Source organism: Streptomyces sp. NPDC096040 (genome assembly GCF_040303265.1).
GTDB lineage: Bacteria > Actinomycetota > Actinomycetes > Streptomycetales > Streptomycetaceae > Streptomyces.
Map to the genome: position 1 here is coordinate 165,638 of NZ_JBEOTA010000010.1, position 15,066 is coordinate 180,703.

General features: G+C 72.5%; 11 protein-coding genes and 2 pseudogenes (1 of these 13 running past the window's edge). 5 read left to right on the forward strand and 8 right to left on the reverse strand.

The features are described 5' to 3' along the window. Positions 1-1,299: pseudogene (locus tag ABTY98_RS42290) on the reverse strand (VWA domain-containing protein); it reaches 740 nt to the left of the window's first position. 254 nt (positions 1,300-1,553) lie between these two features. Here ABTY98_RS42290 and ABTY98_RS15840 point away from each other — a divergent pair. After that, positions 1,554-3,632, forward strand: coding sequence for a PhoX family protein (locus ABTY98_RS15840; protein WP_352221479.1), 2,079 nt, complete (start codon positions 1,554-1,556; stop codon positions 3,630-3,632). Positions 3,633-3,657: 25 nt separating this feature from the next. Here ABTY98_RS15840 and ABTY98_RS15845 read toward each other — a convergent pair whose 3' ends face one another. The 3 genes and pseudogenes from ABTY98_RS15845 to ABTY98_RS15855 all read right to left on the reverse strand — a co-directional run bounded on the left by ABTY98_RS15845 (position 3,658) and on the right by ABTY98_RS15855 (position 6,884). Next, a complete protein-coding gene (locus tag ABTY98_RS15845; RefSeq protein WP_352221480.1) occupies positions 3,658-5,604 on the reverse strand; it encodes an FUSC family protein in 1,947 nt (648 codons plus the stop codon). A gap of 178 nt (positions 5,605-5,782) precedes the next feature. Next, positions 5,783-6,067 (reverse strand): annotated as a pseudogene (locus ABTY98_RS42295) (endonuclease/exonuclease/phosphatase family protein); the annotation flags it as partial. 10 nt (positions 6,068-6,077) lie between these two features. Beyond that, positions 6,078-6,884, reverse strand: a complete 807-nt coding sequence (locus ABTY98_RS15855) for an alpha/beta fold hydrolase (RefSeq protein ID WP_352221482.1) — start codon at positions 6,882-6,884, stop codon at positions 6,078-6,080. 80 nt (positions 6,885-6,964) lie between these two features. Between ABTY98_RS15855 and ABTY98_RS15860 the strand changes: the two genes are divergently transcribed. Then, positions 6,965-8,290 (forward strand): aminotransferase-like domain-containing protein, encoded by a 1,326-nt coding sequence (locus ABTY98_RS15860; protein WP_352221483.1) that lies wholly within the window; start codon positions 6,965-6,967, stop codon positions 8,288-8,290. Between the two features lie 171 nt (positions 8,291-8,461). Here ABTY98_RS15860 and ABTY98_RS15865 read toward each other — a convergent pair whose 3' ends face one another. Both ABTY98_RS15865 and ABTY98_RS15870 read right to left on the reverse strand, forming a co-directional pair. Then, a complete protein-coding gene (locus tag ABTY98_RS15865; RefSeq protein ID WP_352221484.1) occupies positions 8,462-9,436 on the reverse strand; it encodes a hypothetical protein in 975 nt (324 codons plus the stop codon). Positions 9,437-9,840: 404 nt separating this feature from the next. Continuing rightward, positions 9,841-10,281, reverse strand: coding sequence for a hypothetical protein (locus tag ABTY98_RS15870; RefSeq protein ID WP_352221485.1), 441 nt, complete (start codon positions 10,279-10,281; stop codon positions 9,841-9,843). 132 nt (positions 10,282-10,413) lie between these two features. On the opposite strand from ABTY98_RS15870, the gene ABTY98_RS15875 reads away from it, so the two are divergent. Continuing rightward, positions 10,414-10,950: a hypothetical protein gene (locus ABTY98_RS15875; protein WP_502994232.1), complete on the forward strand. Its 537-nt coding sequence runs from the start codon at positions 10,414-10,416 to the stop codon at positions 10,948-10,950. 258 nt (positions 10,951-11,208) lie between these two features. Next, positions 11,209-12,264: a hypothetical protein gene (locus ABTY98_RS15880; RefSeq protein ID WP_352221486.1), complete on the forward strand. Its 1,056-nt coding sequence runs from the start codon at positions 11,209-11,211 to the stop codon at positions 12,262-12,264. 10 nt (positions 12,265-12,274) lie between these two features. Here the strand turns inward: ABTY98_RS15880 and ABTY98_RS15885 are convergent, their stop codons facing one another. Then, a complete protein-coding gene (locus ABTY98_RS15885; RefSeq protein ID WP_352221487.1) occupies positions 12,275-14,248 on the reverse strand; it encodes an Ig-like domain repeat protein in 1,974 nt (657 codons plus the stop codon). Between the two features lie 284 nt (positions 14,249-14,532). Between ABTY98_RS15885 and ABTY98_RS15890 the strand changes: the two genes are divergently transcribed. Next, on the forward strand, positions 14,533-14,880 hold the full coding sequence (locus ABTY98_RS15890) for a WD40 repeat domain-containing protein (protein ID WP_502994233.1): 348 nt from the start codon (positions 14,533-14,535) through the stop codon (positions 14,878-14,880). On the opposite strand, the gene ABTY98_RS15895 is transcribed toward ABTY98_RS15890, so the two are convergent. Next, positions 14,877-15,047 carry a hypothetical protein gene (locus tag ABTY98_RS15895; protein WP_352221488.1) on the reverse strand — a complete coding sequence of 57 codons (171 nt, stop codon included), beginning with the start codon at positions 15,045-15,047 and terminating at the stop codon, positions 14,877-14,879. The two genes, ABTY98_RS15890 and ABTY98_RS15895, sit on opposite strands and share 4 nt — an antisense overlap. Positions 15,048-15,066: the final 19 nt, after the last annotated feature.

Consider the following 15,066-nt stretch of genomic DNA (forward strand, 5'->3'; position numbering starts at 1 on the left):
CGTGGGGGGGGTGTGGGGGGGGGGGGGGGGGGGGGGGGGGGGGGGGGGGGGGGGGGGGGGGGGGGGGGGGGGTTGGGGGGGGGGGGGGGGGGGGGGGGGGGGGGGGGGGGGGCCGCCGGCCTCGGCTTCGCCTTCGGCCGGATGGTTCCCACCCGCACCACCCGTGACGGTTTCGTCGTCGGGTGCGGGTGGCCCCTGTGGGGCGGACTCGCCGACGGCGGCTGCGGCGGGTTCCGGGGAGACCTCGGGCTCAGCCTCCAGATCGGAAGCCGCCTCGATTTCCGGCTCGGGGGCGTTGGTCGTCTCGGCGGTTGCCGGTGCGGGCTCGCCCTCGGCCTCCTCGGCCGGGGTGGTCTCGGGCTCGGCGGTGGCGGCGGGCTCCGGCTCCGCGACCGGCTCGGGCTCGGGCGTCGGCTCGATCGCGGCCTCGGCCTTCGGCTCGGGCTCAGCCTCGGCCTTCGGCTCGGCCACTGCCTCCGTTGCCGGTGTCGGCTCGACAACCGCCTTGGCCTCCGGCTCGGGCTGGGGCTCGGGCGTCGGCTCGATCGCGGCCTCGGGCTCAGCCTCGGCCGTCGGTTCGGCCACTGCCTCCGTTGCCGGTGTCGGCTCGACAACCGCCTCGGCCTCCGGCTCGGGCTGGGGCTCGGGCGTCGGCTCGATCGCGGCCTCGGGCTCAGCCTCGGCCGTCGGTTCGGCCACTGCCTCCGTTGCCGGCGTCGGCTCGACAACCGCCTCGGCGACCGGCTCGTCATGAGCTTCCGGCTCAGCCGCCGCCCCAGTCACGGGCTCGGTCTCAGCCGTCGCCTCAGCCCCCGGCTTGGCGTCAGCCACCGGCTCGGTCGCGGCGGTCGTCTCGGCCTCCGGCTCGGCCTCAACCTTCGGCTCAGCCGTCGCCTCAGCCTCTGGCTCAGCCGTCACCTCAGACTTGGCCTCAGCCACTGGGCCGGCCTCAGCCACCGCCACCGCCTCCGCATGGGCCTTGGCCTCTGCCTCCGCCTCCGCCTCTGCGTCGGCCTTGGCCTCCGCCTCCCCCCGAACCTCGATCTCCGGCTCGATCGTTCGCGACGCCTGCTTCGGCACCGTCACGTTGTCGAATGCCGCCGACACCAGATCGTGCTCGTCGGTGTCTGCCGGGCGGGGTTCCGGGACCACCGCGGGGGCGGCCGGTTCTGGTGCTTCCTGCTTCGGCGCCGGTGCCGGCGTCGGCTGCGAGGGGAGCTGGTCTGCACCCTCTGCCTCGGCGGGGCGCGGCTTTCGCGACCGGCCGAATGCGTTCCGCAGGAGAGTGAGAATGCCCATGTGCGCAACCCTTCGCGTGAGTTGATACCCGTCAATCGCTGGCCAGGACGGACACGTAAGGTTAGCGGCCCCAGGTTGCGATCTTGGGGAGGGTCGATGACTCCTGTCGGGCGTACGGCGGTCGAGTTCCGGCCCATCGCCAACTCTCCTTCGGTTCCTCCCAGTTCATCTCTCGTTCATTCATCGGCCGTTCGTGTGCACAATCACGCCCCTAGGGTCACGCTCACACCAAAAGATCGCAAGGGGAGAGTAAAGTGCGCAAGCTGCTGCCACTCGTCGGGACGCCCAACGCCGAGCATCCTGGTGGGCGCTCCGCCCTCACCTGCCGGTTCCGGTGTGGTGACGCCTGCTTCCACGAGGTGCCCAACACCAGCGCGAACCCGTACGTCGGCGATGTCATCGCCGGTGCCCTCAGCCGTCGTAACGCCATGCGGGCCGCCGCCGTCGTCTCCGTCGCCGCGGCTGCCGGGAGCGTCGGCGTCGCGGGGGCCCGGCCCGCTGCCGCCGCGTCCAAGGAGATCTCCAAGAAGACCTCCCCGACGGCTTCCAAATCCGGCGCCCGTGGGCTGCGATTCACCGCCGTCGCTCCCAACAACGCCGACACCGTCACCATCCCGGACGGCTACGCCCAGAACGTCGTCATCCGCTGGGGCGAGCCCATCCTGCGCGGCGCGCCCGCCTTCGACCCCGACAACCAGACCGCCGCCGCGCAGGCCGGTCAGTTCGGGTACAACAACGACTTCCTGGCGCTGCTGCCGGTGCCCGGCGAGCGGGGCAGGCAGCTTCTCGTCGCCAACCACGAGTACACCGACGAAGTGCTGATGTTCCGTGGCTATGACGCCGCCAACCCCACCCGTGAGCAGGTCGAGGTCGCCTGGGCGGCCCATGGGCTGTCCGCGGTCGTCGTGGAGGAGGACCGCGGGAGCGGGAAGCTCACCGTCGTACCCCGGCATCACCTCAACCGGCGGGTCACCGTAACCACCGAGTTCCGGCTGACCGGCCCCGCCGCCGGCAGCGACCTGCTGAAGACCTCCGCCGACCCGACCGGCCGCAGGGTGCTGGGCACGCTCAACAACTGCTCCGGCGGCACCACCCCGTGGGGCACCACCCTCCACGGCGAGGAGAACTTCAACCAGTACTTCGCCAACAGCAGCCGGGCGACGGACAAGCGGTACGGGATCGGGACGGGGGCCACGGAGCGGAAGTGGGAGCGGTTCGACTCCCGGTTCGATGTCGCCCAGGAGCCCAACGAGGTGCACCGCTTCGGGTACGTCGTCGAGTTCGACCCGTACGACCCCTCCTCCACTCCCCGTAAGCACACCGCTCTCGGGCGGGTGAAGCACGAGGGCGCGACCGTGCGGCTCACCGACGACGGGCGGCCGGTCGTCTACACCGGGGACGACGAGCGGTTCGACTACTTCTACAAGTTCGTCGGCAGCAAGCGGATGCGGCACGGGAGCGGGCGGTCCGTACGCGAGCACAATCTCTCCCTGCTCGACGAGGGGACCCTGTACGTCGCCAAGCTCACCGGGGACTCGCCCGCCATCGAGATCGACGGCACGGGGAAGCTGCCGAACGACGGGGAGTTCGACGGCAGCGGTGAATGGATCCCGCTGGTCACCGCCACCGCGAAGGGCGCCGTCTCGCATGTGGCGGGGATGAGCGTCGAGGAGGTGCTCGTCTTCACCCGGCTCGCCGGGGACAAGGTCGGCGCGACGAAGATGGACCGGCCCGAGGACATCGAACCGAACCCGCGCTCCGGGAAGGTGTACGTCGCCCTCACCAACAACACCAACCGTGGTCTGACCGGCAACGCCCCCGCCGACGAGGCCAACCCGCGCAACGCCAACAAGCACGGGCACATCCTCGAGCTGACCGAGCGCTGGAACCGGGCCGACAGCACGAGGTTCGCCTGGACGCTGTTCCTCGTCGCCGGCGACCCGGACGACCCCGCGACCTACTTCGCGGGCTTCCCCAAGGACGACGTCAGCCCGATCTCCTGCCCGGACAACGTCGCCTTCGACCCGCACGGCAACCTGTGGATCTCGACGGACGGCGCGCAGCTCGGTTACCACGACGGGTTGTTCGGCGTGGCCACGCGGGGCGACCGGCGCGGTGAGCTGAAGCAGTTCCTGACCATGCCGACCGGCGCCGAGACCTGCGGTCCGCTGGTGCAGGACCGGCGGGTGCTGGTGGCCGTGCAGCATCCGGGCGAGATCACCGGCGCCACGGTGGAAAACCCGGCGAGTGTCTGGCCCGACGGCCCGGGCCGGATCGTCCGTCCGGCGGTCGTCGCGGTCTGGCGCAAGGACGGCTGCGACATCGGCGTCTGAGACGGAAACAGACACCCACGGCCGGTCAGTGTGGGGACGCGATCGCCCTCGCCGCCGCCACCTCCTGGCGCAGTGGTTCCAGGACGCCGTCCGCCGGGCCCGTGAGGTCGGTGCGGACCGCGGTCAGGGTTTCCGCCTCGCGGACGCCCTCGGCCAACTCGCGTAGTTGCAGGGCGATCTGGTCCACCTCGGCCGGGGCCGGGTGCGGTGCTCCGTGCCGTACCCGGACCCGGGCCGCCGTCGTCGCGTCGACGATGCGTTCCACGGCGACGACCAGCGGCCACCAGGCGGCGGCGCGGCGGCCGGTGGGCGGCGGCTCGGTCAGGGCACGCTGGAACTCCGTACGGATGGTGGACAGGTCGCGGTAGAGGCGGCGGCGCATCCGGGCGCGGGCGGCCGGGTCCGCGCCCTCCCTGAAGGCCAGGTCGACATAGTCCGCGGTGTCCGCCACCGCGTTCGCGAGCCGGTCGCCGACCCGGGTGTGCCAGCTCTCCGGCCACAGCAGATATCCGGCGATCAGCGCGATGCCGCAGCCCATCAGGGAGTCCAGGAGGCGCGGCAGGAGCAGGCCGGTGCCCTGGTGGTTCAGTACGTCGGAGAGGAGCAGGATCACCGGGGTGACGGCGGCGGTCTGGAAGCCGTAGCCGCGGGGGGTGAGGGCCGGGATCAGGGGCGCCAGGATCATCATCACCGGGACGTCCCACCAGCCGCGCGGGACCAGGGTGAGGACGGTCGCCGCCACCACCAGCCCGGCCACCGTGCCCACCGCGCGCAGCAGCGCCCGGGAGAACACCGAGCCGAAGTCGGGCTTGAGGACGAACGTGATGGTGAGCGCGACCCAGTAGGAGCGCGGGACCGGGATGAGGGAGACCAGCGCCTGCGCGATGCCGATGCAGAGGGCGAGGCGGATGCCGTAGCGCCAGGAGTTGGCGGAGAGCACGACGTTGCGGGCGGCGCGGGCGGTGCGGATGCCGAGGGCGGCGGGGCGGCCGAGGCGGTCGTCGATGCCGCGCGGGTCGACGTCCGGCGTGGTGGCGACGTCGGCGACATGCCGCAGGGCGTGGTCGACGGCCCGGGAGGTCTCGTTGAGCGGCTCGGGGAGGTCGAGTCCTATCGGGCCCGTGTAGCCGGTGTCGATGGCGTCGGCGATGTGCCGGACCGCCGCCGGGACCTCGGGCGGCAGCGGTTTGCCGGCGAGCCGGGCGGCGGGTGCGGCCTCCACCACCGGGGTGATCGCGTTCAGCTGGGCCAGCATGCGGGTGAGTTCACGGCTGCGGCCGCGGTACCGGGCACGCCGGGCGAGGATCAGGTCGTACGACTGGTTCAGCGACTGGGTGACGGTGTGCCGGGCGCGGTCGTACTGCTCGGCGTCGGCCGTGCTGATGGCGACCAGTTGTTCGGCGACCGTGCGGTAGGTGGCGGCGACCGCCGAGCGTTCGGGCACGCCCGACCGCAGCGGCCAGGCCAGCAGGGCGAGGAGAAGCACCAGGAGGCCGCCGCCGGTCATCAGGACGGGCGTCAGCCACCAGGGGCCGGGCAGCGGCAGGCCCGCGCCGATCACGGAGTTGAGCAGGAGCAGCAGTCCGGAGACCGAGGAGACCGCGCCGATCGTCGAGATCATCCCGGAGACCAGCGCGATGCCGGTGACGACGACGACCGTCAGCCAGCCCTGGCCGTAGACCAGCGCGCCGGCGGTGACGCCGACGGCGCCGAAGAGCTGGGGGACCGCGATGTTGAGGATCCGCATCCGGTAGGCGTCGGCGGTGTCGCCGATGACCCCGGACAGGGCACCCATGGAGGCGAGCGCGCCGTACGCGGGCTGTCCGACGGCGAGCCCGATGACGAGCGGGAGGGCCATACCGAGGGCGGCGCGGGCCAGGGCGGGCCAGTTGAGGGGCGGGGCCTGCTGGGGCCGGAGGTTCCTTACCAGCCAGTCGGGAGGGGTCAGGCCGATCGGGAACTCGCGGGACATGCGCCCATTATCAGGGCTTGTGCTGGTGGAGCGTGATGTCGACGACGAGGGCACGGTGGTCGGTGTCGGACAGGCGCAGGAAGCGGGCGCCGGTCGCCGAGAAGTCCCGGGAGACAGGGACGTGGTCGATCTGGGTGCCGAACACCGAGGCGGTGGGGGCGGGCCGGCCGGCGGTGCGGCCGGCCGGTTCGGCGCCGCTGCCGTACGGCTCGACGAACCAGCCGAGGGCCGGCAGCAGGGCGGCGCCCCGGACCAGACCGGGCCACCGGCGGGCGAGCAGGGTGGGCAGCAGCCCCAGCAGGGTGGGGACGAGCAGCCAGGGGAGGAAGGCGAGGAGCTGGGGGACGGGGGTGACGGCGTCGGTGTCGGCGATGCGGCAACCGACGACGACGGTCACGCCGAGGAGGAGCAGGGCGGCCGCCCGGGCCGCGAGCCGGGATCCGGGGCCGGGCGCCGTCGTCACCCGGCCGGGATTACGGCCCTTCGTCCACCCGCGCCAGGAAATCCACCCGCGCCAGGAACTCCCCCAGCACCCGGTTGAACTCCTCCGGCCGTTCCAGGTTGGGCATATGGGCGGCCGCGTCGATGATCCGGAGGGTGGCGTCGGGGAGGAGGGCGTGCATGGCCTCGGCGTCGGAGACGGGGGTGTACTCGTCGTCGGTGCCGACCAGCACCAGCGCCGGGGCCGTCACCTTCGTCAGCAGGGGGCGGTAGTCGGGGCGTTCGGCCCGGCCGCGCAGGGCCGCCGCCGCGCCCTCGGGGTCGGTGGCCGTCATCATGCGGTGCACGTGGGCCTTGACCTCCGGGCGGGCATAGGGGGCGACCATCTTCTCCAGGACCTCGTCGGCATAGCCCCGCATGCCCTCGCGCAGCAGCCGGTCGGCCATGGCGTTGCGGGCCCGCCTGCCCTCCGGTGTCTCCGGGGTGGGGAACGTGTCGGCCAGGACCAGGCCCCGCACGCGGTCGGCGCCGAAACGGTCGTAGCACTCCATCGCGATCTGGCCGCCCATCGACAGGCCCGCGAGCACGCAGGTCTCCACGCCCAGGGCGTCGAGGAGCTCCTCCAGGTCCGCCGCGAAGCGGGAGAGCGGGGTACGGCCGGGAGTGACCGGGGAGGCTCCGTAGCCGCGCAGGTCGGGGGCGATGACCCGGCGGGAGGCGGCGAAGGCGGTGCGCTGGGGGTGCCACATGGTGCGGTCGAAGGGGTGGCCGTGGATGAGCAGCAAGGGGGTGCGCGATGTTTGGGGGTCATTGTCGTCGTATGCGAGGAAGGGGGGCATGTGAACGACCCTAGGTGTCGGCAACTCCTCGGTGCAATAAGATCTTTGCTCTCGGTGCAATGCTGACGGGGGGACGGGCCGTGGACGACTTTCGGGGAATCGCCGACCGGATCGCGCTGGACATCGCGCGGGGGCGGCTGCGGGCCGGGCAACGGCTGCCACCGCAGCGGGCGTTCGCGAGGCGGCACGGGATCGCCGCCTCGACCGCCGGGCGGGTGTACACCGAACTCGTGCGGCGCGGGCTGGTGGTGGGCGAGGTCGGGCGTGGGACCTTCGTCCGGGCCACCGAGGTCACCCCGCAGGGGCGGGCGCTGACCGAAGACGGCACCGCCCGCGTCAATCTGGAGCTCAACTACCCCTCCGCGCCTGGGCAGTCGGAGCTGCTGGCCCCCGCGCTCGCGCCCCTGCTCCGGCCCGACGCGCTCGCCGACGCACTGCGCACCGGCGCCACCGACGGCACCCCGCGGGCCCGGGAGGCCGTCGCCGCGCTGCTCACCACCGACGACTGGCGGCCCGACCCCGACCGCGTCCTCTTCACCGGCAACGCCCGGCAGGCCATCGCCGCCGCCCTGGCCTCGCTGGTACGGCCGGGCGGCCGGGTCGGGGTGGAGCCGCTGACGTATCCGCTGGTCAAGGAGGTCGCGGCCCGGCTCTCCGTCACGCTCGTCCCGGTGGCGACGGACGAACAGGGGCCGGTCGTCGAGTCCGTGCGCGCCGCGCACCGGTCCGCCCCGCTCTCCGCCCTCTACCTCCAGCCGACCCTGCACAATCCGACGTCCCTGACCGTCCCGACCGAACGGCGGCACCAACTCGCCAGTGTCGTGAGCGACTTGGGGCTGCCGGTCGTGGAGGACCGGGTCTGGTCGTTTCTGCACACCGGCACCGAGCCGCCGCTCGCCGCCCTTGCGCCCGGCCTCGTCCATGTCGTCGACTCGCTCTCCAAGCGGGTCGCACCCGGCCTCACCGTCGGGTTCGTCGTCGTACCGGAGGACCACGTGGACGCGGTGGCGGCCGCCGTACGGTCCGGGGGGTGGGGGCCGGGGGCGTTCGCGCTGGAGGCGGCCGTGCGGTGGATCGGGGACGGCACCGTGGCGCGGCTCGTCGCGGCCAAGCGGGAGCAGGCCGGGCGGCGGCAGGGGCTGGTCCGCGAGCTGCTCGACGGGTTCGCCGTACGGGCCGACCCGTGCGGGTACTTCGCCTGGTGGGAGCTGCCCGCGCCCTGGCGGGCGGACGGCTTCACGGCGGCCGCGGCGGCGCACGGGATCGGGATCACGCCGGGTACCGCCTTCCGCGTCGACCCGAAGCGGACACCGGACGCGGTACGGCTCGCGCTCGCCTCGACGGCCGAGCCCGAGCTGGTGGGGGCGCTGCGCACGCTCGCGGAACTCGCGGCGCGGCGCCCCTGACGGGGGTCAGTCCAGCAGGCCGTCGACGGCCGCACGGCGCGCGGTGAGACGGATCATCGGATGGGGGCTCCTCAGCTCACGTCGGCCGCCGGTGTTCCGTACCGGTGGCCGTCGTTCCGTCACGGTGCTCGGCCGGGGCGCCCACCGCGTGTCCGCGGGAGAAGCGGTCGGTTACGTGATGGGCATGTCCTGACCGGCAGGCTGTGAATCCGCCCTGAGAGAGGCGGAATCGGGTGTGCCGGTGGGCAGTTTCCGCTCCTCGTCCGGACGCCGGCGGATGTGTCCGCCGAGCCAGGCCAGCACGGCCACCGCCAGGCCCAGGACCAGCAGCAGCCAGGAGACCGTGCGCAGGGTGGACGTCAGGGCGTCGTAGACGGCGGCCGCGGCCGGGTGCGGGACGTCGGGCGGCAGACCGGCCAGGGTGAGACGACGGCCGACGGTGAGAGCGAGAAGCAGCAGGCCACCGCCGAGCGCCGTGCCCAGCGCGGTCGCCATGACCGCACGGCGGCGGTGGACGGCGAGGGCGATACCGCAGACCGCGAAGACGACGGCCGCGACCGGAAGCCAGAATCCGGCGACCTCGAGCACGTGGAACCCCTTCCGGAGCTGGTCCAGTTCCGCCGCCGGAAGGACCACGACGGCCGTGTGCTGGACCGGGATACGGGCCGCGAGCGGCACATGGTCCTGAGTGAGCTGGTCCTTGACCTGGGCGGTGACCGGGGCGAGGTCGACGGTCACGGCCTGCTCGTCCTCGTCCTCGTCCTGGAGCGCGCGCAGGATCGCGTCATGGGCGGCCCGGTTGCCCGCGTCCCAGGCCAGCCGGAACGCCCGGGTCTGGGTGAAGGAGCGGACCGCCTCGCGCACGAAGGGCGCCATCGTGCCCTGCATCGGCCGGCCGACGTCCACCTCGCGCATGATGCCCTCGCCGACGGTGTCCGCCACCGCGTCCCGGACGTCCGGATCGTCGGCCAGCGGCGCCATCGAACTGACGTACTGCCCGGTGTCCGCCAGCCCGTACGCCGCCCAGGCCGCCAGCGCGCCGAACGGCAGCAGCAGACAGCACAGCGCGATCAGCAGGGCCGACAGGGCGTTCCGGAGACGTACGGCCCGGGTGGGCCCTACGGGCCGCGCGGGCCCTGTGGGCACTGAGGGCACGCTTCCAGGCAAGCCCCTGAGGACCGGTCAGGCGACCGGTGTGACTGCATCCGGGGCACGGCGGGGCGTCAAGTCGAGCCGAACGGACGATACGACGGCCACGGGCGGGCAGCCGGGTGCCGGAAACCCTTGGGGCGCCGCGCTCCAGTGGAGGGCTGACCCGAACGGGTGTTTCCTGGTGCTGCGGAGATCTCCTCCCCGGCGGAACAGCCGGAGAGGCTTCGCAGGGATGTCGCCGGGCGCCTTCGGCGGCCCGGCGACCGGTGAGGGGAAAAGGGGAGCGCGTGGGCCCCGGCCCTGCCGGCCGGGGCCCACGCGTATCCGGTGCGGTCACCGGATGCGGTCGTCGGACGCGGTCACCGGATGCGGTCGTCGGACGCGGTCACCGGATGCGGTCATCGGACGCGATGCCCGGCCGCGTCCTCGTGCGTGTAGAACCGGTAGAACATCACGATGAAGGTCACCGCCGCGACCGCCAGGGACATACCGACGGAGCGCAGGACCGACTCTCCGCTCTGGCTGTACAGGAAGCCGAAGGCGACCCCCATGAACGCCGTCCACATCAGCGCGTGCACCTCCCGCCGCAGCCGCGGGCCGATCGTCAGCACGCCGAACAGCACCAGCGCGAAGACGATCGCGGTCACGAAGCCGAACAGCAGGTTCCAGCCGGTGATGGACCCGCCGCTGCGCCGGTTCGAGGCCGCCCAGTAGCCGTAGATCAGCCCGGTGACGATCGGCAAGGCCAGTCTGCCCATGAGGTGGGTCTGCGGGCTGAAGATGTCGGGCGGACGGACGTCCCGACGCGTGCCGCCGGACGTGGGTGCCGCTTGAGCCATGAGAGTGCTCCTCTCTCCTCGCCCCCAGGTTCCAGAGCACACCTGCGGGTACCCCCTGGCAAGTCGGCCGTACGAACCGTGCGCAGCGGCCACGACATGCGTCGCGTCCCGGCGCGTGTTTCCCTGACTGTCGTGACCGACCACCCGGCCCCGCGGCGGTGGCAGGATCTGCTGAGCCGGCAGCCCCTGCAGTGGGCCCGGGGCCGGAGTTTCTCCTGGGCGGCGCCGCTGCTCCTGCTGGCCGGGATCACGACGGTCGACCTCAACACCACGGAGGGGTTCCGGATCATCTCCTGGATCGTGCTGGTCCCCGGGATCGCGGCGGCGATCTGCGGTGTCTGGACGACGGCCGTGTTCGCGGTGCTGTCGGTCTTCGACTACATCGCCGTGGACAGCGCCTGGCCGCAGCAGTACCAGGCCGGGCTGCCCGACTTCATCCTCGTCGCCTTCGCCGGGCTGCTGGCGATCCTCGCCTGTGTGGTCCGGACGAGCGGCGAGCGGCGGATGCTGCACATGCGGGACATCGCCGAGACGACCCGCCGTACCGTGCTGCGTCCGCTGACGGCGGGGCGGCCGACGCGACGGCGGACGCGGGGGCGGTGGGGTGGCCCTGGGGCGGCGGCAGTGGGTGCCGGACGGTCCGGTGCTGCCTTCGGGTGGTGGGGCTGATTTCGTTGGGGTGGGGGCGGGTGATGGGTGTGGGCGGCCGGCGGGGGTGCCGGAGATCACGGGGGCCACCTGAGATCTGGGCGCGGACGGTGGTGGCTGTCAAGAGGACCGTGGGCACAGGTCCAGGACCGGTCGTGCTCTCTCCCACCCCGGGAACACCCCATCCCACCCCAAACCTCTCCCGCACCCTCCGCTTTGCAGGCGCAGCGGTTAACGTGCTGACACGTAAGTGGATCTGGGGAACAAAGGGGAGGGCCGATGCCCGGAACCGTGCTGCTGCTCGCGGCCTCGCCGACAGGCAGAGCGTGTCTGGTGGACGCGGCCGCCGTGCTCTCCGTGCTCGCGGCCGTCCCCCCGGCGATACTCTCCGGCACCGACACCGCCAACGTCGTCGAACTCGCCGACCCCCTGGAGCCGCAGGCCGTCCTCACCCGGTTGCGGGCCGCCGCGGCCGCCCCCGGCCCGCTGACCGTGTTCGTCACGGGCCAGCTGCATCTGGACCGCAAGCAGCGACTGCCGCATCTCGCGCTGGCCAGGACCACGCCCGCCACCGTCCGCTACACCGGCCTGCCGTGGCACTGGATCCGGGAGGAGCTGCGGCTGCGGCCGGCCGGGGCGACCACGCTCGTCCTCGATCTGCACGCCGACCACGAGACCTGGGAACGGCTGCGTACCGTGCCCTTGGACTCCGGGCGCAACAACGCCGTGCACGGGCGTATCGCACCGCCGCCGGCCCGGCGGGAGGTCGCGTCGCCGTCGTACATGAAGGCCGTGGCGACCGTGCTGCGCAGTGGACACCGGCCGTCGATGGCGCAGCTGCACCAGCAGGTGCTCGCGCGGCTCGGCGCCGAGGTCGCGAACAGCATTCTGCTCAGCACCCACACCCCGGACGGCGGGGATCCGCACGACGCCATCAGCGCGGCCGCGCGCGGCGGACGGTACGCGGAGGCCGACGGGCTCGCCGCCCGCTGGGAGGAGGCCGCCGCACGGGCGCACGGCCCGGCCTCCGAGGAGGCCCTGCACTGGTCCGAAGTGCGGGCGGATCTGGCGATGTTCGCCGGGGACGCGGTGCGCAGCTGCCGTACCTGGCTGACCGTCGCGCACGCCCGGCTGGCCGCCGGGCAGCCGGCCGACGCACCGGCCGTCGAGGCGGCCGTCGACCGGGCCCACCACCAGTGGGGGGCCATCAAGGACACGGCGCGGGCCCGTGAACTCGGGCCCGCGCTCGCGGAGTTGAGACTCAGGGTGCCGGGCCGCCGGGAAGGTGCCCTGGACCATGTCCAGCAGCACCTCCGCCAGCTTCAGACCAGCTGAGTCACCCGTACTAGCTCGTGAAGGTGAAGTACTTCCACGCGCCGTAGGTCGTGGAGTTGACGGTGTCGCCGGACGTGCCGTTGATGTAGTCGGAGCGGACGCGGAAGCGCCGGCCGACGTCCTCCTTGTGGTTGCCGGTCACCTCGACCGGGGAGACGCCGCTGGTGGCGAGCTTGAAGTACTGCGAGTCGTCCGCGTGCCACTTGCCCTGGTAGTAGACCTGGAAGTCGAACCGCTGCGAACGGCCGCTGTAGTAGGCCATCTTGGTCGTGAACAGCGGGTTCTTGGTCTTGCGGAAGACGTAGTACTTCTGGCCCCATGCGGTCTTCGTCCTGTACTGGCGGTCGACCGTCATGGAGATGGCGACCTTCGCGCCCACCGAGCTGGACACCGACCGCGGGGCCCAGCGTGCGTCGCCCGTGAACTTCGCGGTGACCTTGGTGTCACGCTTGAGGTCGAGGGTGACGGACAGGTTGCCGTGGGAGTCGACCTTGCCGGACTTGACCAGTTTGTTGGGCTTGTCCGAGCCGAACGGGTCGGCCCAGATCTCCACCGTGCGGTTCTTGTACGTCGTACCGAGATGGGCCGTGAACTTCACGTCCTGCCCGTACGAGTACACCTTGCCGTTGTTGTTCAGCGTCAGCGTCGGCTTGGCTCGGGAGACGTCCACCGTGTCCTTGCCGGAGGCGGCCGTGTGCTCGGCGTCGCCCGCGTAGGAGACCTGGTACGTCACCTTGCCGCCGGCCGGCGGGGTGTCGGTGAAGGAGTAGGTGCCGTCGGCCTTGACGGTGACGGCGGGCAGCGCCTTGCCGTTCGGGGACTCCAGGTCGGTGCGGGTGACCGCGAGCTGGGTGCCGGCCGGGAGCGCGGCCGTCGAGGTGGCCGTGCCGGTGACGGTGAGCTGCTTGGCGCGGGTCGCCGTCGCCGGGGCGTTCACCGTGACGGTGGTGGCCGCCCGGCCCGGGGTGTCGTACTCGCGCAGGGAGTACACGTCCGCGCTGTTGGAGGTCACCGCGAACAGGCGGGAGCCGTCCGGTGCCCAGGCCAGCCCGCCGGCTGCGAGGGTGTCGGCGCCGCTGGAGGTACCGGTGTTGGGGAAGTCGTACGAGCGGACGGCCTCGCTGCTGCCCGGGTGGAAGATGTAGACGTCCGGGTCGTACCAGGCGAAGCTGCCGGCCGCGACCGTGCCGTCGGGCGCGATGGCGACCGCGTTCGGGTAGGCGGTGCTGGTGTACTTGCCGTCCTCGTTGAGGTCGGACGTCTTGTAGATCTGGTGGTAGTACGGCGCTCCGCTCGCCACCACGACGTCCTTGCCGTCGGGGGTGACCTGGAGGTCGCTGACGTCGCTGCCGTCGGTGCGGATGTGGGCCAGCTGCTTCGCGGTGCCCGAGGAGACGTCGTAGGAGGTCAGCGAGGCGGGGCTGGAGTCGGCGTCGCCCGCGACCAGGATGTCGGTGCCCGGTGCCGCGTCGAGGACGGGCGCCGAGTACCAGCTGTTGTCCTGGCCCAGGGTGACCTGGTGGTCGCCGGTCAGGTCGACGGAGCCGATGTTGCCCTCGACGTCACCGCCGTAGCCGAACCACAGCTTGCCGGCCGCGAGGGCGATGCTCCGAGGCTTGTCGCCGACCGTGTAGCGGGTGGTCTCGGTGTCCGTCGCGGTGTCGATGACGGCGACGGCGTCCATGTCCCGTACGGCCGCGTAGAGGGTGGCCGAGTCGGCGGACAGCTCCAGGCCGGTGACGCCCGAGAGGTTGGTGGTGAGCTGCTTGAGCACATTGCCCGAGTAGTCGGTGACGACGATCTTGCCGTTGCTCGGGTCGCTGACGAAGACCTGCTGGTGGGCGCCGTCGACGACGATGTCACCGGTCGACCTGATCGGCAGCAGGCCGCTGGTGTCGGCGAAGGCCGGTGTGGTGGCGGCCAGGGCCGCGGAGCTGAAGAGGACCGCCAGGGTGGTGGCGGCCGTGACGGTGCGGGTGCGCATACGCACGCTGATTCGAACCCCCCGGATCGAATGAAGTGGGCGCCACGGAACGCGACTTGGGACATGTGCGTGCTCTGTGTGCCGCGTGTGGCGATGGAACGAAGACTAGGTCATGCCACTGACAATCAGCACCGGGGATTCCCGGACGGGAAGCGGCCGCCGACGGCCTGGGGGAGGGGTGGCGTCGGCGGCCGCGGCAGGTGGCCCGTCCTGGGTCAGAACGCGGGACCGCGGACGGCCGGGCCTTGTTGGCCCGGTCGAGGTGGCCGCTGTGGCAGCCGCCGGTGATCGACCCGGAGGGCGTGACTGTCCTCGCCCTCAGCCCCGACGGCCGCACCCTGGCGGTCGGCGGCGCGGCGGGCAGCCTGCAACTGTGGGACGTGGCCACCCAGCAGCCCCTCGGCGGCCCCCTGACCACCCCCGGCGAGGCCGTCGACTCCCTCGCCTTCGGCGCGGACGGCACGACGGTGTACGCGGGCAGCGCCCACGTCCCGCTCCAGCGGTACGTCGTCGACCCCGCGCGGGCCGAGTCGGCGGTCTGCGCACGAGCGGGCGGCACCGGTCCGACACGGGAGCTGTGGCAGACGTATCTGCCGGATGTGCCCTACCGGAAGGTGTGTTCGGGCTCCTAGCGGCTGGCGTGCCGGGCCGCGGCCGGAGCGGGGGAACCGGGGGAGTCGTCCGTCGCTCTGGCCGGGCCGGCGTTGGCGGCCGTGATGAGCGCGGCCACGGCAAGCACCGCGGCGGCGACGCTCCTGAAGTAACGTGCGGTGGGGCGTGCGGATGTGCGTCCGGACACGGCGACCTCGCAACAACAG

Excerpts from the sequence above, each read along its gene's own strand:
- ABTY98_RS15855 (WP_352221482.1), bottom strand. The coding sequence starts at position 6,884 with ATGCCCCCCTTCCTCGCATACGACGACAATGACCCCCAAACATCGCGC.
- ABTY98_RS15845 (WP_352221480.1), bottom strand. The coding sequence starts at position 5,604 with ATGTCCCGCGAGTTCCCGATCGGCCTGACCCCTCCCGACTGGCTGGTA.
- ABTY98_RS15870 (WP_352221485.1), bottom strand. The coding sequence starts at position 10,281 with ATGGCTCAAGCGGCACCCACGTCCGGCGGCACGCGTCGGGACGTCCGT.
- ABTY98_RS15885 (WP_352221487.1), bottom strand. The coding sequence starts at position 14,248 with ATGCGCACCCGCACCGTCACGGCCGCCACCACCCTGGCGGTCCTCTTC.
- ABTY98_RS15880 (WP_352221486.1), top strand. The coding sequence starts at position 11,209 with ATGCCCGGAACCGTGCTGCTGCTCGCGGCCTCGCCGACAGGCAGAGCG.